The sequence below is a fragment of the Streptomyces sp. NPDC020489 genome (genome assembly GCF_044386545.1).
Lineage (GTDB): Bacteria > Actinomycetota > Actinomycetes > Streptomycetales > Streptomycetaceae > Streptomyces.
Window position 1 is genome coordinate 163,822 of sequence record NZ_JBIRUZ010000009.1, and the last position, 20,426, is coordinate 184,247.

Consider the following 20,426-nt stretch of genomic DNA (forward strand, 5'->3'; position numbering starts at 1 on the left):
GCGCGTAGTTCGCAGCGGGCCCCGGGTGGGCGGTCGGGCTGGCGGCCCCCCCCCCGCACGACCCGTGGGTGGGTCATCGTGTGCGGGGTCCGCAGCGGGCCCCGGGTGGGTCCGCCGCGGGCAGGCTGCCCCCGCATGCCCCCTGGGCTGGTCAGCTGGGTGTCGGGAGTTGGGTGGTGAGGAGGACGGGGAGGCGTGTCGTGCGGGGCTTTGCCGGGGTCTCCGCGACCGCCCTGGGGAGGGCCTGGTCCGCGCCGTGGACCACGGACAGGTGGCGGGCGGCTCGGCCGAAGGCCGTGTAGACCCAAGGTCGGCTGAGGGCCTGGGTGGCGTCACCGGGGAGGACCACGACTACCGCCGGCCAGCGGCCGCCCACCGCCTGGTGCGCGGTGAGGGCCCAGCCGTGCCGCACGCATTGCTCGACCCGCTCCTTCGGTACGACGACGTCCTCCCCGGCGCACGTCAGGTGCAGACCCTCCGCGTCCGCCTTCACGACGTGGCCCGGCATGCTGCGGCCGGGGACGGGGGAGTAGGCGACACGGTCGCCGGGGTCGAAGCCGCCGAAGCGACCGGGTCCGGGGTTGAGGCGGTCCTTGAGGGCCGCGTTGAGGACCCGGGTGCCCGCCGCGCCGCCGTGCCCCGGCGTGATCACCTGGGTCTGCTCGGCGGGTACGCCGATCGCCCGCGGCACCGAGTCGGCGACCAGCTGCACGGTCCGGTGCACCGCCTCGCCCGCGTCCCGCACCGGCACGATCACGACCTCCTTGCCCGGCGCCTCGACCTGGTTCAGCTCGCCGACGCCGATCCCCGAGACCAGCTCACCGAGGGGTCCGGGATCCGGGCGCCGGGAGGCGATCTGGGGGCAGACCCTCGCGGCCAGCAGGTCGCCGAAGACCCTGCCCGGCCCCGCCGACCACAGCACCCCCGGATCCCCGGCCAGCACCAGCCGCGCCCCGTCCGGCAACGACTCCGTCAGCAGCGCGGCCGTCTCCACGTCCAACTGGGGCGCGTCGACGACGACGAGCAGGTCGAGGTCGAGGGCCCCTTCGGCGTCCCGCCCCGGACCTTCGGCGCCCGAGAGGAGGCCGGTGACGGTGACCGCGGTGGCCGACGTGGCGAGGCGGTCCCGGCCCAGCGGACCGGGGGCCGCCGTCCAGGCGCGCAGGCCCAGTTCGCGGGCCGCGTCCAGGAGCGCCGCCGGTTCGGCGAGGGACGCCTCGCCGCCGGTGTGGAGGACCAGCCCATGGCCCGCCACCGCGCGGATCAGCTCACCGGCGGAACCCTGTGCCGCGTCGGCGGCGCGCTCCCAGTCCTCGGCCGAACCGTCCTGCTTGGGCACCGAGTTGATCAGCCGCGCCAGTCCGTCGGCGAGGCTCTCCTCCGCGAGCGCGTACCGCTCCAGGCCGACCAGGACGCGCACCGGGCGCTCCTCACCCTCCTCGGGCTCCGGGGCCCGCGGGTCGAGGGCGTCCTGGAAGACCAGGGCCTCGGCCTCCGCGAGGGTGTTCTGGACGGCCGCGTCGGCGTCCGGCACGCCCTGCTTGCCCAGCGCGGCGATGAGCGTGGGCAGTTCGAGCGCCGTGTGCCCGGCCACGGCCGCCTGCTCCAGCAGCCAGACGGTCACCGCCCGCCCCCGCCGCTCGTCGTCCGGACCGCACTCCGCGCCGAGCAGCGCCCGCGCGAACCCGTCGGCCTGCTCCGGCCGAACCCCGGCGACCCGCAGCAACTGCCAGGGGTCCTCGCGCAGTTGCCCGGCGGCGCCTTCTCCCAGGGCCGCCGCGACCTGCGGGACGAGCGCCTCCGGCGCACCGCCTTCGGCCAGCACCTCGCGCACGGACTCCAGGGTCCCCGGCGCCGGGGCCGCGGGGACCTCGGCCGCCACCGGGCGCGGGCGCCGCGCGGATTCCGGCGCGGGTCGGCGGGGCGCCTCCGGCTCGGCGAAGACGGCGCTCACGGGCTTCTCCCCGCTCTCCACGGCCCGTACGGCGGCCAGCAGATCGGCGGCCTTCCCGCTGAGCTTCGCGCCGGCCTCGACGGGCCCCTGCTTCTCGGCCTTGCGCCGGGCGATCCGCTCCCGCTCGAGCTTCTGCGCCGCGAGTTCGGCCTGGGCCTCGGACAACTTGGCCGCGGCCTCCCCGTCGGCCCCGGCCGCAGCGACGTCCTCGCCGGTCGCGGAAGGCCCGCCCTGAGTCGCAGTGCCGTCGTCGGCACCGGCCGTGGAAGGCCCGTCCTCGGCCGCAGCCCTGCCCTCGCCGCCGGTCGCGGAAGCGTCACCGCCGGCCGCGGCGGACTGCTCGTCCCGGGCCGCGGCGCTGTCCTCGTCACCGGTCACCACAGGTCCGCCGTCAACCGCGACGGACTCCTCGCCCTCGGCCGCAGCCCGCGCCTCGCCGCCGGTCGTGGAGGCCCCGCCGTCGGCCGCACCGAGGCCGGATCCGGTGCCGTCGGCCACCCCAGCGCCCGGTCCGGCGCCATCCGTCGCCCCGGCCCCGCGCGTCTCCCCCGCCGCATCGGCGGTGCCGGTCTCCGCGCCCGGGGTGCCCTCGGCCACCTCGGCCACCTCGGCCTGCCCGGCCGACCCGGCCTCCGGCTCGGTCTCCTCCGTGGGCTCCGGCTCCGTGCTCACAGCGTGCTCCAGTCGTGATCGGGATAGCGGTGCACGGGCGCCGACACGTCGTCGAGAGCCCGGCAGATCTCGTCAGGAAGACTAAGGGCCTCCACTGACAATGCCGCCGTGAGCTGCTGCGCGTTGCGCGCGCCGACGATGGGCGCGGTCACCCCGGGCCGGTCGCGGACCCAGGCGAGGGCCACCTGGAGCGGGGACACCGCCAGTCCGTCGGCGGCGGTCCGCACCGCGTCCACGATGCGGCTCGCCGTGTCGTCGAGGTACGGCGCGACGAACGGGGCGAGATGGTCGGAGGCGCCGCGCGAGTCGGCCGGTATGGCGTCCCGGTACTTGCCCGTCAGCACCCCGCGGCCCAGCGGGGAGGAGGGCAGCAGTCCGATGCCCAGGTCCAGCGCGGCGGGCAGCACCTCGCGCTCGACGCCGCGCTGGAGCAGGGAGTACTCCAGCTGGGTCGCGGCCAGCCGGGTCCGGGTGCCGGGGGCCGCCAACTGCCAGGTCGCGGCCTTGGCGAGCTGCCAGCCGCAGAAGTTGGAGACACCGGCGTACCGCGCGCGACCGCTGCTGACGGCGAGGTCGAGCGCCTGGAGGGTCTCCTCCAGCGGGGTGTCCGGGTCGTAGGCGTGGACCTGCCAGATGTCGACGTGGTCCGTGCCGAGCCGGGCGAGCGAGGCGTCCAGCGCGGAGAGCAGATGGCCGCGCGAGCCGTCGAACCGCCGGTACGGGTCGGGCACGCTGCCCGCCTTGGTGGAGATGACGAGGTCCCGGCGCGGGACCAGCCCTTCCATGAGGCGGCCGAGCAGATACTCGGACTCCCCGTCGCCGTACACGTCGGCCGTGTCGACGAGGGTCCCGCCCGCCTCCCAGAACGTCTTCAAGAGGTCCGCGGCGTCGTGCTCGTCGGTGTCCCTGCCCCAGGTCAGGGTGCCTAGTCCGACGCGGGACACGCGCAGGCCGGTGCGGCCGAGATGCCTCTGCTCCATGAACGCCGACATTACTGGCCGGAACCAGCGGTGTGGGGGCCTGTGGACAACCAGTTTCCCGCAGCGACAGGGGCGTTGATGTGGGCGGAAGAACACGAGCGCGAACTGCCCCGATCCCCGTGGCCCGCGCTAAGGTCGGGAACCCAGGGACGTTACTGATGGGTAAGGGGAATCGGCCATGCAGCTCGGCATCAACCTCGGCTACTGGGGCGCCGGAATGGACGCGGACAATCTCGCCGTCGCCCAGGAGGCCGACCGACTCGGGTACGCCGTGTGCTGGGCCGCCGAGGCCTACGGCTCCGACGCGGCGACCGTGCTCAGCTGGGTCGCCGCGCAGACCGACCGCATCGACGTCGGCTCGGCCATCTTCCAGATCCCGGCCCGTCAGCCGGCCATGACCGCGATGACCGCCGCCACCCTCGACTCGCTCTCCGGCGGCCGCTTCCGGCTCGGCCTCGGTGTCTCCGGACCGCAGGTCTCCGAGGGCTGGTACGGCGTCAAGTTCGACAAGCCGCTGGCACGCACGCGTGAGTACGTCGAGATCGTCCGCAAGGCGATGACCCGCGAGCGCCTGTCGTACGAGGGGCAGCACTGGACGCTGCCGCTGCCCGGCGGCCCCGGCAAGCCGCTGAAGCTGACCGTGCACCCGGAGCGCGAGCACATCCCGCTCTACATCGCCGCGATCGGACCGAAGAACCTGGAGCAGACCGGCGAGATCGCCGACGGCGCCCTGCTCATCTTCCCGTCCGCCGAGCACCTGGAGGAGACGACGCTCAGGCATGTGCGCGCGGGCCGCGAGAAGGCCGGCAAGACCCTCGACGGGTTCGACGTCCACCCAACCCTCCCGCTCGCCCTCGGCGAGGACAAGGACGTGGCCACGCTCGCCGACACCTTCCGCCCCTACACGGCGCTGTACGTCGGCGGCATGGGCAGTGCCAAGCAGAACTTCTACAACCAGCTCGCCCAGCGCATGGGGTACGAGGAGGCGGCCGCCGAGGTGCAGGAGAAGTACCTGTCCGGCGACAAGCAGGGCGCCGCGGCCGCCATCCCGCACGACCTGATCGACAAGACGACACTGCTGGGCTCCGTGGACCGCATCGCGGACCGGATGAAGGAGTACGCGGCGGCCGGTGTCACCACGCTGAGCCTGGCTCCCGCGGGCTTCACGCTCGACGAGCGGATCGCCGCCCTGCGCGCCGGGTCCGAGGCGCTGGAGCGGGCCGGACTGGCGTAGCGCGCCGGGAACCGCCGGAAAGTTTCTGCGGCCGTGGTGGGGGCTCGGGGGTCTTCCCCGCCACGGCCGTCACGCAGAACAACGCGCCCGCGCCCGTGCGGTTACGCCCCCGTCGTGACGCCCGGCGTCCTCCGTTCGGCGGAGTTGTCCGACACAGCTGTTGCAGCACCTCTCGCGCCGCATTTGACTCGTTCTTTGCGGAATGCCGCGGAGTCCCGCAGAGAGGTGCCCACGATGCTTTCGGCCAGGAGTCTGTTCCAGGAGATCCTCGACAACGACGAATCCTTCCGCCTGTTCTGCTCCATCGCGGCGAGCGGGGAGTCGCAGGGCGGCTGGGAGAACGCCCGCATCGCCGCGCTCGTCCCCGACAGCGAGCGCGCCCTCGCCCCCAAGATCTCCCGGCACGGCGCGGACGAGGACAAGCACGGGCGGATCTTCAACGCCCTCATGAGGAAGCGCGGCCTCGAACCCGTCCCCGTACCGCCCGACACCGACTACACGATGCTCCTGGAACGCGACGGGATCGGTCTCGCCCACGACAGGCTCAAGGCCGGCCGGCCGCTGACCGTGCGGGACATCGTGACCTACCTCGCCCACAGCCGGGTCACCGAGCAGCGCGCCTCCGAGCAGATGGAACTGCTGCGCAGGCACTTCGCCGACCACCCCGAGCTCGGTCGCGCGGTGAAGATGATCTCGGGCGACGAGGACAACCACCTCGCCTACTGCCACGAGGAGTTGCTGCGGTTCGCCCGTGCCGGACACGGCCGGGACATCCAGCGGACCCTGCGGGAGTGCGCGCTCGCCGAGATCCGCGTCTACCGGGACGTCAGCCTCGCGGTCATGGCCCACATGGGCCGCATCCTGGGCTGGCCCGCGGCGAAGTCGGCCGTCCTCGCGGCGGGCATCCACGCGGTGTACGCGTACGAACGCGTCCTGGGCTGGCGCCGGATGGTCTCCCTGCGGATGCCCGAGCGGCGCGACGCGCTCGGCGGACCGGCCACCCCGGCCCCCGAGTTCGCCTGACCCGTACCCCTACAGCCAGCCCCGGTTCTTGAACATCCGGAACAGCAGGACCTCCAGGGCGGCCATGACCACGATCACGGCCGGGTAGGACCACACCCAGCGCAGCTCCGGCATGTGCTCGAAATTCATGCCGTAGACCCCCGCGATCATCGTGGGGACCGCGGCCATGGCCGCCCACGCGGAGATCTTCCGCATGTCGTCGTTCTGCCGGACGCTCATCTGCGCCAGATGCGCCGACAGGATGTCCGACACCAGCCGGTCCAGGCCCTCCACGGACTCGTTCACGCGCGTGAGGTGGTCGCTGACGTCCCGGAAGAAGGGCCGCGCCTTCTCGTTGACGAACGGCACCCCCGAGCCGAACTGGCCGACGGCCGCCAGCCGGGTCAGCGGCAGCGCGAGCGGCCCAGTGGCCCGGCGGAACTCCAGGATCTGCCGCTTGAAGTTGTAGATGCGGGACGCGGTGTGGCGCGAACCGCCGCCGTCCGGGGAGAAGACCTCCGTCTCCAGCTCCTCCAGGTCGGTCTGGAGCTCCGTCGCCACGTCCAGGTAGTGGTCGACCACGGCGTCCGAGACGGCGTACAGCACCGCCGTGGGGCCCTTGCCCAGCAGCTCCGGCTCGTGCTCCAGCCGCTGGCGCACGTCCGCGAGCGGGGAGCCCTCGCCGTGCCGGACGGTCACCACGAAGCCGTCGCCGAGGAAGAGCATGACCTCGCCGGTGGAGACCGTGTCGCTCTGCGGCTCGTACACGACCGGCTTGAGGACGACGAAGAGCGAGTCGTCGTAGACCTCCAGCTTGGGCCGCTGGTGGGCTTTCAGGGCGTCCTCGACCGCCAGCGGGTGCAGCCCGAACTCCCGGGTGACCAGGTCGAACTCCTTCTCCGACGGCTCGTGCAGCCCGATCCAGACGAACCCGCCCGCGCCGCGCGCCTGGTCGAGGGCGTCGGACAGGTCCTCCGGGCCGTCGGCCCGATGCCCGTCGTGGTAGATGGCACAGTCCACGATCACGCTGCGTATTCTCCCGTCGCTCGGCGGCCGGCGCACGCGTGCGTGCGCCTACCCTGGGCCGCATGCCCACGTTGATCCTCGTCCGGCACGGACGATCCACCGCCAACACCGAGGGACTGCTCGCCGGGTGGACGCCCGGTGTCGCCCTGGACGAGCGCGGCACCGCGCAGGCCGCCGCGCTGCCGGCACGGCTCGCCCAGCTGCCGATCTCCGAGGTCGTCAGCAGCCCGCTCCAGCGCTGCCAGGAGACGATCCGGCCGCTGCTGGAGGCCCGCCCCGGACTGAGCGCCCACACCGAGGAGCGGATCGGGGAGTGCCACTACGGCGACTGGTCCGGCCGCAAGCTCGCCGAGCTCATGGACGAACCGCTGATGGAGGTCGTCCAGGCGCACCCGTCGGCCGCGGCGTTCCCGGGCGGCGAGTCGATGCGGGCGATGCAGACCCGCGCGGCGGAGGCCGTACGTGAGTGGAACGCGCGCGTGGAGCGCGACCACGGCTCCGACGCCGTCTATCTGATGTGCTCGCACGGCGACATCATCAAGTCGCTCGTCGCGGACGCTCTGGGACTTCATCTCGACCTCTTCCAGCGGATCTCCGTCGAACCGTGTTCCATCACAGCGATCCGTTACACCCGTCTGCGGCCGTTTCTCGTACGCCTCGGTGACACCGGTGATTTCACCTCGCTGGTGCCGCGCGAGGAGCCGGCCGGCGGTGACGCCACGGTCGGTGGTGGTGCGGGCGCACCGTGATCGTCGGGCGCAGTAGGGTGAAGCGGTCGAAGCAGCGCCGTACCCACGATTCCAATGGAGACAGGACGTGTCCCGTCAGGTGTTCCTCTACGACCCGCCGGAGCGTTTCGTGGCCGGCACGGTCGGGCTGCCCGGGCGCCGTACGTTCTTCCTCCAGGCCTCCGCCGGCCCCCGGGTGACCAGCGTGGCCCTGGAGAAGACCCAGGTCGCCGCGCTCGCCGAGCGGATGGACGAACTGCTGGACGAGGTCGTGCGCCGCAGCGGCGGCAGCGCCGCCGTGCCGGCCATGGCACCCACCGAGGTGTCCGACACCGCCCCGCTGGACACCCCCATCGAGGAGGAGTTCCGCGTCGGCACCATGGCGCTGGCCTGGGACGGCGAGGAGCAGCGCATGATCGTCGAGGCGCAGGCCCTCGTCGAACTCGACGCCGACTCCGAGGAGGACCTCGCCGAGGCCGAGGAGCGGCTCCTCCAGGACGAGGAGAACGGCCCCCCGATGCTGCGGGTCCGGCTCACCGGCGCGCAGGCGAGAGCCTTCGCCAAGCGTGCCCTGGACGTCGTCAACGCCGGGCGGCCGCCGTGTCCGCTGTGCAGCCTCCCGCTCGACCCGGAAGGACACGTATGTCCGCGCCAGAACGGATACCGCCGCGGAGCGTGACCACGGCAGAGCTGCTCACGCGAGGTGAGCTGACCGTGCGCGGGCAGATCCGGGACGCCTCCAACGCGGTCCTGCACTGCTCCGTGGCGTACGAGGGCCGTGAGGCCCTGTGCGTCTACAAGCCGGTGCGCGGCGAGCGCCCCCTGTGGGACTTCCCCGACGGCACCCTCGCCCAGCGGGAGGTGGCCGCCTACGAGGTCTCCGAGGCGACCGGCTGGGGGCTCGTCCCGCCCACCGTGCTGCGCGACGGACCCTACGGCGAGGGCATGGTCCAGCTGTGGATCGAGGCCGAGCCGGGCCCGGACCTGCTGGCGCTCGTCGACGCGCAGGAGCCGGGGCCGGGTTGGAAGGCGATCGGGTTCGCCGAGGCGGGGGACGGGAAGACCGCCCTGCTGGTGCACGCCGACGACGAGCGGCTGCGGCGGCTCGCCGTGCTCGACGCCGTGATCAACAACGCCGACCGCAAGGGCGGCCATCTGCTGCCCGCCGGGGACCGGCTGTACGGCATCGACCACGGGGTCACCTTCAACGCCGAGAACAAGCTGCGCACGCTGCTGTGGGGCTGGGCGGGGGAGCCGCTGCCCGGCGAGGCCGTCGACGTGCTCAAGGGCCTCAGGGAGGCTCTGGCGGGCGAGCTGGCCACCCGGCTGGCCGAACTGATCACACCCGCCGAACTCGACGCCACACGCGCGCGTGTCGAGTCCCTCCTCGCCACCGGCAGGCACCCGGAACCGAGCGGCGAGTGGCCGGCCATTCCCTGGCCGCCCGTATAGGAGCACCGCGGGTGGCTTCGTACCCCGCGCGGGGAACCGGCCGACCAGCTCTCACCGGTCGGCCGTTCCGTCACGGTTACTCCTGCGGGGCGTTCCGCGCAAGACCGCCTTACCGGCCATCCGGCCCGGTCCGGTTCGTATGCGGAACATCCGTCCGGTTAGGCTCATGACATGCATGCCTGGCCCGCTTCCGAGGTCCCCGCCCTGCCTGGTCAGGGCCGCGACCTGAGGATCCACGACACCGCGACCGGCGGTACGGTCACCCTCGACCCCGGTCCCGTCGCCCGTATCTACGTCTGCGGCATCACGCCGTACGACGCGACCCACATAGGTCACGCGGCGACCTACAACGCGTTCGACCTGGTTCAGCGCGTGTGGCTCGACACGAAGCGGCAGGTGCACTACGTCCAGAACGTCACCGACGTCGACGACCCCCTCCTGGAGCGCGCCGAGCGGGACAACGTCGACTGGGTCGCCCTCGCCGAGAAGGAGACGGCCCTCTTCCGCGAGGACATGACCGCCCTGCGGATGCTGCCGCCGCGCCACTACATCGGCGCGGTCGAGGCGATACCCGGCATCGTCCCGCTGGTCGAACGGCTGCGGGACGCGGGCGCCGCGTACGAGCTCGAGGGGGACGTGTACTTCTCCGTCGAGTCCGACCCGAACTTCGGCAAGGTGTCGAACCTCGACGCCGCCGCCATGCGACTGCTGTCCGCCGAGCGCGGCGGCGACCCGGACCGTCCGGGCAAGAAGAACCCGCTCGACCCGATGCTGTGGATGGCCGCCCGCGAGGGCGAGCCGAGCTGGGACGGCGGCTCGCTGGGCCGCGGCCGGCCCGGCTGGCACATCGAGTGTGTCGCCATCGCCCTGGACCACCTCGGCATGACCTTCGACGTCCAGGGCGGCGGCTCCGACCTCGCCTTCCCGCACCACGAGATGGGCGCCTCGCACGCCCAGGTGCTCACCGGCGAGTTCCCCATGGCCAAGGCCTACGTCCACGCCGGCATGGTCGCCCTGCACGGCGAGAAGATGTCCAAGTCCAAGGGCAACCTGGTCTTCGTCTCGAAGCTGCGCTACGACGGCGTCGACCCGGTCGCGATCCGGCTCGCCCTGCTGGCCCACCACTACCGGGCCGACTGGGAGTGGACCGACCAGGTCCTCCAGGACGCCGTGGCCCGGCTCGGCGCCTGGCGCGCGGCCGTGTCCCGGCCCGACGGACCGCCCGCCGACGCCCTCGTCGAGGAGATCCGCGAGGCCCTCGCCGACGACCTCGACGCCCCCGCGGCGCTCGCCGCGGTCGACCGCTGGGCCGCGCTCCAGCAGGCCCAGGGCGGCACCGACGAGGGCGCACCCGGCCTCGTCTCGCGAGCCGTGGACGCGCTGCTCGGCGTCGCGCTGTAGGCACCGGCACGGTGAAGGGCGCTTCCCCCGCGGTGGGGGAGGCGCCCTTGGCCTGTCAGCTGGGTGACCGGCCGCAGGCTTTCCTCGCTCCCGAACAGCGGTTCAAGCGTGAGCGGTGGACGACCACGCGCCCCAACGGGCCCTTGTCCAGGCTGTGTTCGGCAACTCGTTTGGAGAGAAGCCGAGTTGGGCAACGGGTGCAATCCGCCCTGAAACAGATGTCACGCAGCAATCCGGCCAAGGACTGCGGTGGTCATCGCCATGTGATGGGGTGGGAGCGTCTGTTGACCGTTCGGCCGGCCACCGCCGGCCCCCTGGCAGAAGGACGCACAGTGGCACCCACAGACCGTTCCTTCGCACGTCGAAGACTGCTCACCGCGACCGCGGCGCTGACGGGAGCAGCGCTGCTCGGCGGCACCGCACACGCGGCCGAGACACCGAGAAAGGCCGCCTGGCCCGACCGGTTCCCGCTGCCCGACGGCTTCCAGCCCGAGGGCATCGCCATCGGGACCCGACCCTTCGGCTACTTCGGCTCCCTGGCCGACGGCGCCGTCTACCGGGCGAGCCTGGCCACCGGCCGGGGCTCGGTGATCAGCAAGGGCCTCGGCGAGGGACACCCCACCGTGGGCCTGAAGATCGACCCGCACGGCCACAGGCTCTTCCTCGCCGGCGGCGACAGCGGCGAGATCCGCACGGTGGACGCCCGCTCCGGCGCCATCGAGAAGGTGTACGCCACCGGCGGCACCTTCGTGAACGACGTGATCCTCACCCCGGGCGCCGCCTGGTTCACCGACTCCTTCAAGCCGCAGCTCTACAAGCTGCGCCTCGGCGGGCACGGGGAACCCCTGGACGTCGAGACCGTTCCCCTGACCGGCGACTGGGTCCAGGGCGACGACTTCACCGCCAACGGCATCGAGCGCACCCCCGACGGCCGCGCGCTGCTCGTGGTGAACGCCTTCGCCGACGGCGGCACCCTGGAGAGCGTCGACCCGCGCACCGGAGTCGCCCGCGCCGTGGACCTCGGCGGAGCGAAGATCCCCAACGGGGACGGCCTCCTGCTGCTCGGCAGGACCCTCTACGTGGTCCAGCAGGCGCAGAACGCGGTCGACGTGTTCAGGCTGAACGCGGCCGGCACCAAGGGCACGACGATCACCCGGATCACCGACCCGCGCTTCCGCATCCCGACCACCGCGGCGGCCTGGGGCGACCGGATCTACCTGCCCAACGCCCGCTTCGACGTGGACCCGACGCCCACCACCGACTACGACGTGGTGGCGATACCGCGGGTCTGACGCGCCGGGAGGGTGGTGCGCGTCACGCACACCGCCCTCCTCCGCGCAGCCCCGAGCACAGCCCGAACCCCGAGCACAGCCCAAGCTCCAAGCACAGCCCAAGCTCCAAGCACAGCCCAAGCCGTCGCGCAGGCCTCCGCCCGAGCCACCGGCCCGGAGCGCTCGGCCTCCGCCTCAGTCCTCCGACGAGTCGGCCGGCCCCTCGTCGTCCGTGCCGCCCGGCCTCGGCGGCTTCGGCGGGCGCGTACGACCGCCGGGGTTGTCCCGCAGATACGACGTGCCCTCGCCGCCCTCGGTCGCGCGGCCGCCGGGCGGGGTCGGGCCACCGCCGTCCCGTCTGCGCAGATACCGCTCGAACTCGCGGGCGATCGCCTCGCCCGACGCCTCCGGCAGCTCCGCGGTGTCCCGGGCCTCCTCCAGCGTCTGCACGTACTCGGCGACCTCGGTGTCCTCGGCGGCCAGCTGGTCCACGCCCACCTGCCAGGCGCGCGCGTCCTCGGCCAGCTCGCCCAGCGGGATACGGATGTCGATCAGGTCCTCGAGCCGGTTCAGCAGCGCCAGCGTCGCCTTCGGGTTGGGCGGCTGCGACACGTAGTGCGGTACGGCCGCCCAGAGGCTGACCGCCGGCACGCCCGCGTGCGTGCACGCCTCCTGGAGGACGCCGACGATGCCCGTGGGGCCCTCGTACTTGGTCTCCTCCAGGTCCATCCGCTGGGCCAGGTCCGGGTCGGACGTGGTCCCGCTGATCGGGACCGGACGCGTGTGCGGGGTGTCACCGAGCAGGGCGCCCAGGATCACCACCAGCTCCACGCCCAGTTCGTGGGCGAAGCCGAGCAGCTCGTTGCAGAACGAGCGCCAGCGCATGGACGGTTCGATACCTCGGACGAGTACGAGATCGCGCGGCTTGTCGCCGCCGACGCGGACCACGGAGAGCCGGGTCGTCGGCCATGTGATCTTCCGTACTCCGGCATCCATCCACACCGTGGGCCGGTTCACCTGGAAGTCGTAGTAGTCCTCGGCGTCCAGCGCCGCGAACACCTCGCCCTTCCACTCCCTGTCCAGGTGCGCGACCGCGGTGGAGGCGGCGTCGCCGGCATCGTTCCAGCCCTCGAACGCGGCCACCATGACCGGGTCGATCAGCTCGGGAACCCCCTCGAGCTCGATCACCCAGTGCCTCCTTCCGACGTGCCCTCACGTACGCCCCAACCTTACGGCGTCCAACGGGGGCGTCCGCAGCCCCCTTGCACGGGGGAGTGAACGCATCACTGCCCCGTCTGTCGCCCCGGAACACCCCCAGTGATCCGAGCTGTGCCGGGACGACCTGCACGGCTGTGCCGGATGTCACCCCCTGACGCGGGTAGACGTCCGATGATGGGGGAGCCGTCGCTCACAGGGTCGAACGCAGCCACTGCTCCACGCTCGCGATGTGCACCGTGGCCCACGAGCGGGCCGCGTCGGTGTCCCGGTCGCGCAGGGCGGCCAGGATCATGCGGTGTTCGTGGAGGGTGCGGCTGACGGCGTCCTCCTGGGTGAGGCCGCGCCAGATGCGGGCGCGGGTGGTGGGCCCGGAGAGGCCGTCGAGGAGGGAGCAGAGCACGGAGTTGCCGGAGCTCTGCACGATGCCCCGATGGAAGTCGAGGTCGCAGGCGACCAGTTCCTCCACCGAGGGGGCGTCGCCGAGCTTGTCCAACTGGGCCGACAGCGCGTCCAGTTGCTGTTCGCTGATGCGCAGGGCCGCCATCGCGGTCGCGGCCGGCTCCAGGATGCGGCGGACGGCGAGGAACTCGAGGACAGTGTCGTCGCGGTGGAAGTCCACCACGAAACTCAGCGCCTCCAGCAGGAGTTGAGGGTCCAGGCTGGTCACATAGGTGCCGTCGCCCTGGCGCACGTCCAGGATCCGGATCAGCGACAGGGCGCGCACCGCCTCCCGCAGGGAGTTGCGGGACAGCCCGAGTTCGGCGGCGAGTTCGCTCTCCTTGGGCAGCCGGTCGCCGGGGCGCAGGGTGCCCGAGACGATCATGCCCTTGATCTTCTCGATCGCCTCGTCGGTGACTGCCATGCCCGGCCTCCCAGTGGTTCCCACACGCCCGGTTCGGGGCCTGCGAACGGCCCGTCAAGACATCCGATGTCTTACGTCATTATGGGGCCGACCGACCGACCGGCCGAACAGGACGCCACACGCCCCGCTCAGGCACGACCGCCGAATGCGCGGCGTCCGCGAGCGTCGACCACGGTCGTGCGGTGGCCGCAGGGGCGGCCAGGGGCAGGGGAGAAGGTGCGGACAGACGCTGGAACGAGGGGGCAGGTCAGCGTCGGCAGCCGTCACCGGCCCACCGACCGTAGGCGAGGAAACGGCGCTTGAGCGGCACGGGCTTCCTCTCGCGTCTCGGCATGCGGACTGGTTCCCCGACCCTGGCGTGCGATTCCGGTCACTTGCTCGATTGTCTCGAACTGTGGTTCCCCCAGGTCATGTACCGTGACCGGACACCACCGGAACATCAGGAGTGTCCCGCTATGTCCCAGGAATTGCGTGCCGTCGAGTGGATCGGTGACGGTCTCGCCCTCATCGATCAGACGCTGCTGCCGCATCGCGACGAGACGGTGGCTGTCCGCGATGTGGACACTCTGGTCGACGCGATCCAGCGGCTCGTGGTCCGCGGCGCCCCCGCGATCGGCGCGGCCGGCGCGTACGGGGTCGCCCTCGCGCTGGTGCAGGGGGAGCGCGAGGGCTGGTCGGTGGCGCAGGTGCGGGCCGCCGTCGCCCGCGTCCGGGAGGCCCGGCCGACCGCCGTCAACCTGATGGTGTGCGTGGACCGCGTGATGGCCCGCTTCGACGAGGGCCTGGGCGCGGTCCTGGAGGAGGCCGTCGCCGTCCAGCGCGAGGACGTCGAGGCGAACCGGGCGATGGGCCGCCACGGTGCCGACTGGCTCCTCGAAAGGGTGGACGTGGAGCGGCCGTTGCGCATCCTGACCCACTGCAACACGGGCGCCCTCGCGACGGCCGGCTGGGGCACGGCACTCGGCGTCATCCGCGAACTCCACGCGCGCGGACGCCTCGACGTCGTCTACGCCGACGAGACGCGTCCGCTGCTCCAGGGATCCCGGCTCACCGCCTGGGAGTTGGTCCAGGAGGGCATCGCGCACTACGTGCAGGCGGACGGCGCCGCCGCCGGGACCATCCTGCGCGGCGAGGTCGACGCGGCGATCGTCGGGGCGGACCGTGTCGCCGCCAACGGCGACACGGCGAACAAGGTCGGCACGGTGGGGGTCGCGCTGGCGTGCGCCGACGCGGGCATCCCCTTCCTGGTGGCGGCACCGACGACGACCGTGGACCTCGCCACCAAGACCGGCGACGAGATCCACATAGAACTCCGGGCCGAGACCGAGGTCTTGGAGTGGGGCGGCGCACGGACGGCACCCGCCGGGTCGCGCGGCCACAACCCCGCCTTCGACGTGACGCCGGGGCGGTTGGTGACGGCGCTGGTGACCGAGCGGGGTGTGCTGGAGGTGGCCTCCGGCCAACTGCCGGGCGAGTACCTGAGGTGACGCGAACGTGACGAGAAGGGGATCCCCGACTCCGGGGCCCCCTTCCGTGTGCTCAGCGCTGCGACAGCTCCAACTCCAGCAGCCACTCCACGACTTCGGTGTGATGCCGGGCCTGACGGGGATCGGCACCCCACACGTACAGGCCGTGCCCCGCGACCACCACCGCCGGCATCCGCGGATCACGCGCCGCCTCCAGACGGTCCCCGAGCACCTTCATGTCCTGGCTGTTGGCGATGACCGGCAACAGCACCTCGACGTCGTGCGCGGGCTGTCCGACGCCCTTGAGCATCTCCAGGTCGCGCAGGACGACCCCGCCCGGCTCCCGCCGCCCCATGGCCACCGAGGCGACCGTGTGCACGTGCACCACGGCCCCGGCGCCGGTCAGCGCCGCCACGCGCGCGTGCAGCTCGGCCTCCGCGGACGGCTTGCCGCCCCGCACCGCGGCGCCCTGGCCGTCCACCAACACCACGTCTGCGGGGGTCAGTTCCCCCTTGTCGCGGCCGCTCGCGGTCACCGCGAGCCGCAGCGGGTCGCGGCTGAGGACGACGGACAGGTTGCCGGAGGTGCCGCGCATCCAGCCGAAGCCGGCGAAGCGCGCGGACTCGGCGGCGAGGACCGCCCCCGCCTCCTCCAGGTCGAGTTCGGTGATCTCGGCGGTCATACGGTGCTCCCGGTGGTGCTGAGGATGATCTCGTCGAACGCCGCCGCCTCGGCGTGGTCGCCGACGCCCTGCGCGTAGTACGGCTCCCCGGGCCGCCGGACCCCGACGGTGCGCCAGCCGGCCGCACGGGCCGCGTCCAGCTCGCCGGTACGGTCGGAGAGGAAGAGAAGCCTCGCGGCCTCGACCCCGGTCGCCGCCGCGATCCGGCGGTAGGACTCCGGCTCCTGCTTGGGGCCGGCGTTCTCGGTGTCGTACAGGCCCGAGACGAGCGGGGTGAGGTCGCCCTCCGGGCTGTGGGTGAACCACGCCCGCTGGGCGGCGACCGAACCGGACGAGTAGACGTACAGCCCGATCCCCGCCGCGTGCCAGGCCCGCAGCCGTGGGACGACATCGTCGTAGAAGTGGGAGACGAGGTCGCCGCGGGCGAAGCCCTCGGACCAGATGACGCCCTGGAGGGTCTTCAGCGGTGTGGCCTTGCGGTCCTCGTCGAGCCAGGCGTTCAGGGCCTTCTCGACCGCCGCCGCGTCCGCCGCCGGGTCGCCGAGCGCCTCGCGGACCTGCGCGACCGCCCGGGCCACGTCCGGATCGTCGCCCCGCTCGGCCAGCAACGCGCCGAACCGGGAGCGCGAGTACGGGTACAGCACGTCGACGACGAAGCCCGTGGCGCTGGTGGTGCCCTCGATGTCGAGCACCACGGCGTCCACGTCGTGCACCGCGCTCATGCGGAGGCCTTGTCCGCCTCGTAGCCCGCCGCGATCGTGTCGTAGTCCGGGAAGCGGGAGGCGATCGTCGAGCCGGTGAAGGTGCCGATCCAGCCGTCCTCCTCGTGGAAGAAGCGGATCGCGGTGAACGACGGGTTGGTGCCCATGTCGAACCAGTGCGTGGTGCCGCGCGGCACGCCCAGCAGGTCGCCCTTCTCGCAGAACACCGCGTGCACCTCACCGCCCGCGTGGAGGTAGAAGATGCCCGAGCCGGAGACGAAGAAGCGGACCTCGTCATCGTCGTCGTGGGTGTGCTCCTGGAGGAACTTCTCGCGCGCGGCCTTCGCCTTCGCGGGGAACTCCGGGTCGTCGCTGGGGTGCAGGCCGAGGACGTCGACGGTCGTGAAGCCCTCCTCGGCGTTCAGCCTGTCGATCTCCGGGCCGTACGCGGCGAACACCGTGTCGCTGTCGGCGTCGAAGGGGACGTCCTCGCGGATCGGCCACTGCTCGTAGCGCACGCCGAGCGGCTTGAGGGCCTCGGCGATCTCGGCGGGGTCCGAGGTGCGGCGGACCAGCGTCTCGGGGCCGGACTCGGACCAGGTGGTCAGCAGGGTCATGGGAACAACTCCAGGAGTCTGGAAGGGATGTCCGGATACCGAGACAAGCACCGGACGGGCGGGGGAGGAAGAGGGGCGGTGACGGGACGGGCGAGGCGGGCGGTCAGCCGCGACACGGCGCGCCGGGACAGCGGCGCATGCCGGTCCTACGCGTCGCTTTCGCGCCAGCTGTCGTCATCAGGGCCTCACAGTGCCGGGTCGGTGCCGGTCCCGCGATGCTAACGCCTGCCGTGACCTGCGGTGGGTGTGACCTAGTCGTTGTCTCACTCTCTGAGAAACCGCTTTCAAGCTTTGACGTATGGCCGAAATCTTTCTCATGATCTGCGTATGAAGACGCTGCTGCTCGTACGGCGGCTGTACGTGGACCTGCTCCGGTCGACCACGGCCCGCTGTCGCTGACCCCTCCCGGAGCCCTGGCCCGCCCGCCCCTCTGTGCGCCGGCGCATCACGACACCCCTGCTCCGGGTCGAGCACCCCTTTCACCTCCCCGCACCTGGAGCCCCGTCATGCCCCGCACTCGTCTGCCCCGCACCCGTCTGCCCCTCGCCGCGCTCTCCCTCGCCTCGCTCGGCGCCCTCGTGCTGTCCGGCTGCTCGCAGTCCACGGACGCCTCGAAGGACACCGGCGACACCGCCGCCTCCGCCTCGGCCGTCACCGGCAAGAAGCCCGCCCCCTTCAGCGCGGGCGCGGTCAAGGTCGCCCTGGTCCGGCAGAGCGGCGCCGGTGACTACTTCGAGCAGTGGGGCAACGGCGCCAAGGCGCAGGCCAAGGCCCTCGGCATCGACCTGACCGTGTACGACGCACAGGCCGACAACGCCAAGCAGGCCACCGACCTGTCCTCCGCCATCAACTCCGGCGCGAAGGCGATCATCATCGACCACGGCTTCCCGGCGACCATCCAGCCGGAGATCGACAAGGCCGTGCAGAAGGGCATCAAGGTCGTCGTCTACGACGTCGAGACCGCCACGAAGGGTGTCGTCTCCACCAAGCAGGACGACGCGAGCATGGCCAAGGCCGTCCTCGACGTGATGGCGAAGGACCTCGGCAAGAACGCCAAGGTCGGCTACGTCAACGTCGCCGGCTACGCCGCCCTCGACAAGCGCGACTCGGTCTGGAAGGGAACCGTCGACAACAACGCCTGGAAGCAGGAGTTCAAGGTCGGCAAGGTCACCGACTCCACCGCCACCGACAACGTCCCCCTGGTCTCCGCCGCGCTCACCCAGCACTCCGACGTGACCGGCGTCTTCGCCCCCTACGACGAGCTCGCCAAGGGCACCGTCCTCGCCGTCCAGAACAAGAAGCTCCAGGACAAGGTGAAGGTCTTCGGCGCGGACGTCTCCAACGCCGACATCCAGCAGATGACCGCCGCCGGCAGCCCCTGGGTCGCGACCGCCGGCACCGACCCGTCCGCCGTGGGCGCCGCCGTCGTCCGGACGACCGCGCTGGAACTGGCCGGACAGCTGAACAAGACCTCCGTCCAGTTCCCGGCCGTCGCCATCACCCAGGACTTCCTCAGGAAGAACAAGATCGGGAACATGGACCAGCTGCGTGAGGCCCTGCCCGCGCTGAACCTGGCCCAGGTCTCGACCGCGGACTGGATCTCGAATGTCGCCCACTGAGACGGCCCGTGAGGAGGCCACCCCGGCCGCCCCGGCCGTCGCTCTCACCGACGTCAGCATGGCCTTCGGCGGCAAGACCGTCCTCGCCTCCGTCTCACTCGACATCGCCCCGGGCAGCGTCGTCGCGCTGCTCGGCGCGAACGGCGCCGGCAAGTCCACGCTGATCAAGATCCTGTCGGGCGTGCACACCGACCACGGCGGCGAGATACGGGTCGCGGGCCGGCCCGCCGCACTCCAGTCGCCGCTCGCCGCCCGCCAGTTGGGCATCCAGACGGTGTACCAGCGCATCGGCGAGGGCATCGTGCCCGGCCTCACGGTCGCCGAGAACCTCGTCTTCGAGGAACTCGCGCAACGCCGCGGCAACCCCTTCCTCAACAGCGGCACGCTGCTCGCCCGCGCCCGCGAGATCCAGGCCGGCCTCGGTCTGGACTGGAGCGACCCCCTGCTCAAGCGGGACGTCACCGAACTCGGCATCTCCGACCGCCAGTTGCTCATCCTCGCCCGCGCCCTGGCGACCCGCCCCCGGCTGCTCGTCCTCGACGAGCCGACCTCCGCGCTCTCCGCCGCCGAGGCCGAGCGCCTGTTCACGCTCGTCGAGAGGATGCGCGACGACGGCATCGCGGTCCTCTACGTCTCCCACCGCCTCGGCGAGATCGACGCCCTCGCCGACCGCCTGGTCGTCCTGCGGGACGGCCGACTCACCGAGGACCAGGCCAAGCCCTTCGACTGGGACGCCGCCCTGCGCGCGATGCTCGCCCAGGCCCAGGAGGCGACGACGGCCCGCCCGGTGCGCGAGGGCGCCGCCGGCGAGGTGGCCCTGTCCCTGCGCGGCGTCCGCCTCCTCCCGGGCCGGGCCCCCCTGGACCTCGACCTCCGAGCCGGCGAAGTCACCGGCGTCGTCGGCCTGTTGGGCGCCGGCAAGACCGAGCTGGCCCGCGGACTGTTCGGCGCCGAGCCCTTCACGACCGGTTCCGTCGCCCTGGACGGCACGCCGTACGCGCCGAGGAGACCCTCCGACGCGATCCGGGCCGGCGTCCACCTCGTCCCCGAGGACCGGCACGCCGACGCCCTGATCCCCGGCTGGTCCCTGGCCCGGAACGTCTCGCTGCCGTTCCTGAGGTCGCTGTCCCGGGCGGGGCTCGTCCAGCGGGGGAGGGAGGACGCCCTCGGCCGCGACACCATCGAGGCCCTCGGGGTCGTCGCCCGCGACGAGCACAGCACCGTCGAGGAGTTGTCCGGCGGCAACCAGCAGAAGGTCGTCGTCGGCCGCTGGCTCGCCGAGACCCCCCGCGTTCTCATCCTGGACGAGCCGTTCCGAGGCGTGGACATCGGTGCCCGCCGGGACATCGGCCGGCGCGCCCGCACCCTCGCCGCCGAGGGCGCCGCCGTGCTCGTCCTGTCCGCCGACGTCGACGAGGTGCTCGAGGTCGCCGACCGGGTCGTCGTGCTCGCCGCCGGTGAGATCCACCTCGACGCGTACGGCGAGGCCGCGGAACGCGACCGCGTCATCCAGACCATCTCGGCGTCCGTGTGACCCCGGC

At 72.4% G+C, this 20,426-nt stretch carries 18 protein-coding genes; 10 read left to right on the forward strand and 8 right to left on the reverse strand.

What is annotated here, in order from left to right; translation table 11 throughout:
• Nucleotides 1–151: 151 nt before the first annotated feature.
• Together ACH41F_RS24770 and ACH41F_RS24775 are read right to left on the reverse strand one after the other, a co-directional pair.
• Nucleotides 152–2,626 carry a helix-hairpin-helix domain-containing protein gene (locus tag ACH41F_RS24770; protein ID WP_398837573.1) on the reverse strand — a complete coding sequence of 825 codons (2,475 nt, stop codon included), beginning with the start codon at nt 2,624–2,626 and terminating at the stop codon, nt 152–154.
• The gene (locus ACH41F_RS24775) at nt 2,623–3,606 is read right to left on the reverse strand and encodes an aldo/keto reductase (protein WP_391240296.1); all 984 of its coding nucleotides are present in this window, start codon (nt 3,604–3,606) and stop codon (nt 2,623–2,625) included. The genes ACH41F_RS24770 and ACH41F_RS24775 overlap by 4 nt, the downstream gene beginning before the upstream one ends.
• A gap of 178 nt (nt 3,607–3,784) precedes the next feature.
• Here ACH41F_RS24775 and ACH41F_RS24780 point away from each other — a divergent pair, with 178 nt between their 5' ends.
• Both ACH41F_RS24780 and ACH41F_RS24785 read left to right on the forward strand, forming a co-directional pair.
• Nucleotides 3,785–4,840 (forward strand): LLM class F420-dependent oxidoreductase, encoded by a 1,056-nt coding sequence (locus tag ACH41F_RS24780; RefSeq protein WP_391240293.1) that lies wholly within the window; start codon nt 3,785–3,787, stop codon nt 4,838–4,840.
• Between the two features lie 234 nt (nt 4,841–5,074).
• Complete coding sequence (locus ACH41F_RS24785; RefSeq protein ID WP_391240290.1) at nt 5,075–5,863, forward strand: ferritin-like domain-containing protein; 789 nt, start codon at nt 5,075–5,077, stop codon at nt 5,861–5,863.
• A 9-nt stretch (nt 5,864–5,872) separates the two neighbouring features.
• On the opposite strand, the gene corA is transcribed toward ACH41F_RS24785, so the two are convergent.
• Entirely contained in the window at nt 5,873–6,868 is a 996-nt protein-coding gene (gene corA / locus ACH41F_RS24790; RefSeq protein WP_391240287.1) for a magnesium/cobalt transporter CorA, read from the reverse strand.
• A gap of 62 nt (nt 6,869–6,930) precedes the next feature.
• Here corA and ACH41F_RS24795 point away from each other — a divergent pair, with 62 nt between their 5' ends.
• From ACH41F_RS24795 to ACH41F_RS24815, 5 genes are all read left to right on the forward strand, one after another.
• Nucleotides 6,931–7,617: a histidine phosphatase family protein gene (locus tag ACH41F_RS24795; protein ID WP_398837577.1), complete on the forward strand. Its 687-nt coding sequence runs from the start codon at nt 6,931–6,933 to the stop codon at nt 7,615–7,617.
• 67 nt (nt 7,618–7,684) lie between these two features.
• The gene (locus ACH41F_RS24800) at nt 7,685–8,275 is read left to right on the forward strand and encodes a DUF3090 family protein (RefSeq protein WP_391240281.1); all 591 of its coding nucleotides are present in this window, start codon (nt 7,685–7,687) and stop codon (nt 8,273–8,275) included.
• The gene (locus ACH41F_RS24805; protein WP_398837578.1) at nt 8,239–9,048 is read left to right on the forward strand and encodes an SCO1664 family protein; all 810 of its coding nucleotides are present in this window, start codon (nt 8,239–8,241) and stop codon (nt 9,046–9,048) included. The genes ACH41F_RS24800 and ACH41F_RS24805 overlap by 37 nt, the downstream gene beginning before the upstream one ends.
• A 171-nt stretch (nt 9,049–9,219) precedes the next feature.
• The gene (gene mshC / locus ACH41F_RS24810) at nt 9,220–10,449 is read left to right on the forward strand and encodes a cysteine--1-D-myo-inosityl 2-amino-2-deoxy-alpha-D-glucopyranoside ligase (protein ID WP_398837579.1); all 1,230 of its coding nucleotides are present in this window, start codon (nt 9,220–9,222) and stop codon (nt 10,447–10,449) included.
• A 332-nt stretch (nt 10,450–10,781) separates the two neighbouring features.
• Nucleotides 10,782–11,741 (forward strand): SMP-30/gluconolactonase/LRE family protein, encoded by a 960-nt coding sequence (locus ACH41F_RS24815; protein ID WP_398837581.1) that lies wholly within the window; start codon nt 10,782–10,784, stop codon nt 11,739–11,741.
• Between the two features lie 174 nt (nt 11,742–11,915).
• On the opposite strand, the gene ACH41F_RS24820 is transcribed toward ACH41F_RS24815, so the two are convergent.
• Nucleotides 11,916–12,908, reverse strand: coding sequence for a PAC2 family protein (locus tag ACH41F_RS24820; RefSeq protein ID WP_398837582.1), 993 nt, complete (start codon nt 12,906–12,908; stop codon nt 11,916–11,918).
• 220 nt (nt 12,909–13,128) lie between these two features.
• Nucleotides 13,129–13,800 carry an FCD domain-containing protein gene (locus ACH41F_RS24825; RefSeq protein ID WP_391240265.1) on the reverse strand — a complete coding sequence of 224 codons (672 nt, stop codon included), beginning with the start codon at nt 13,798–13,800 and terminating at the stop codon, nt 13,129–13,131.
• Nucleotides 13,801–14,255: 455 nt separating this feature from the next.
• On the opposite strand from ACH41F_RS24825, the gene mtnA reads away from it, so the two are divergent.
• A complete protein-coding gene (gene mtnA / locus ACH41F_RS24830; protein ID WP_398837584.1) occupies nt 14,256–15,287 on the forward strand; it encodes an S-methyl-5-thioribose-1-phosphate isomerase in 1,032 nt (343 codons plus the stop codon).
• A gap of 52 nt (nt 15,288–15,339) precedes the next feature.
• Here mtnA and mtnB read toward each other — a convergent pair whose 3' ends face one another.
• The 3 genes from mtnB to ACH41F_RS24845 are packed head-to-tail and all read right to left on the reverse strand — an operon-like array spanning nt 15,340 to nt 17,266.
• A complete protein-coding gene (gene mtnB, locus ACH41F_RS24835; protein WP_391240259.1) occupies nt 15,340–15,948 on the reverse strand; it encodes a methylthioribulose 1-phosphate dehydratase in 609 nt (202 codons plus the stop codon).
• Nucleotides 15,945–16,670 (reverse strand): acireductone synthase, encoded by a 726-nt coding sequence (gene mtnC, locus ACH41F_RS24840; protein WP_391240257.1) that lies wholly within the window; start codon nt 16,668–16,670, stop codon nt 15,945–15,947. The genes mtnB and mtnC overlap by 4 nt, the downstream gene beginning before the upstream one ends.
• Nucleotides 16,667–17,266 carry an acireductone dioxygenase gene (locus ACH41F_RS24845; RefSeq protein WP_391240255.1) on the reverse strand — a complete coding sequence of 200 codons (600 nt, stop codon included), beginning with the start codon at nt 17,264–17,266 and terminating at the stop codon, nt 16,667–16,669. Before ACH41F_RS24845 ends, mtnC begins: the two co-directional genes overlap by 4 nt.
• Before the next feature lie 506 nt (nt 17,267–17,772).
• Here ACH41F_RS24845 and ACH41F_RS24850 point away from each other — a divergent pair.
• A complete protein-coding gene (locus ACH41F_RS24850) occupies nt 17,773–18,885 on the forward strand; it encodes a substrate-binding domain-containing protein (protein WP_398837586.1) in 1,113 nt (370 codons plus the stop codon).
• Nucleotides 18,872–20,419, forward strand: coding sequence for a sugar ABC transporter ATP-binding protein (locus tag ACH41F_RS24855; protein ID WP_398837588.1), 1,548 nt, complete (start codon nt 18,872–18,874; stop codon nt 20,417–20,419). The genes ACH41F_RS24850 and ACH41F_RS24855 overlap by 14 nt, the downstream gene beginning before the upstream one ends.
• The last annotated feature ends 7 nt before the right edge of the window (nt 20,420–20,426 follow it).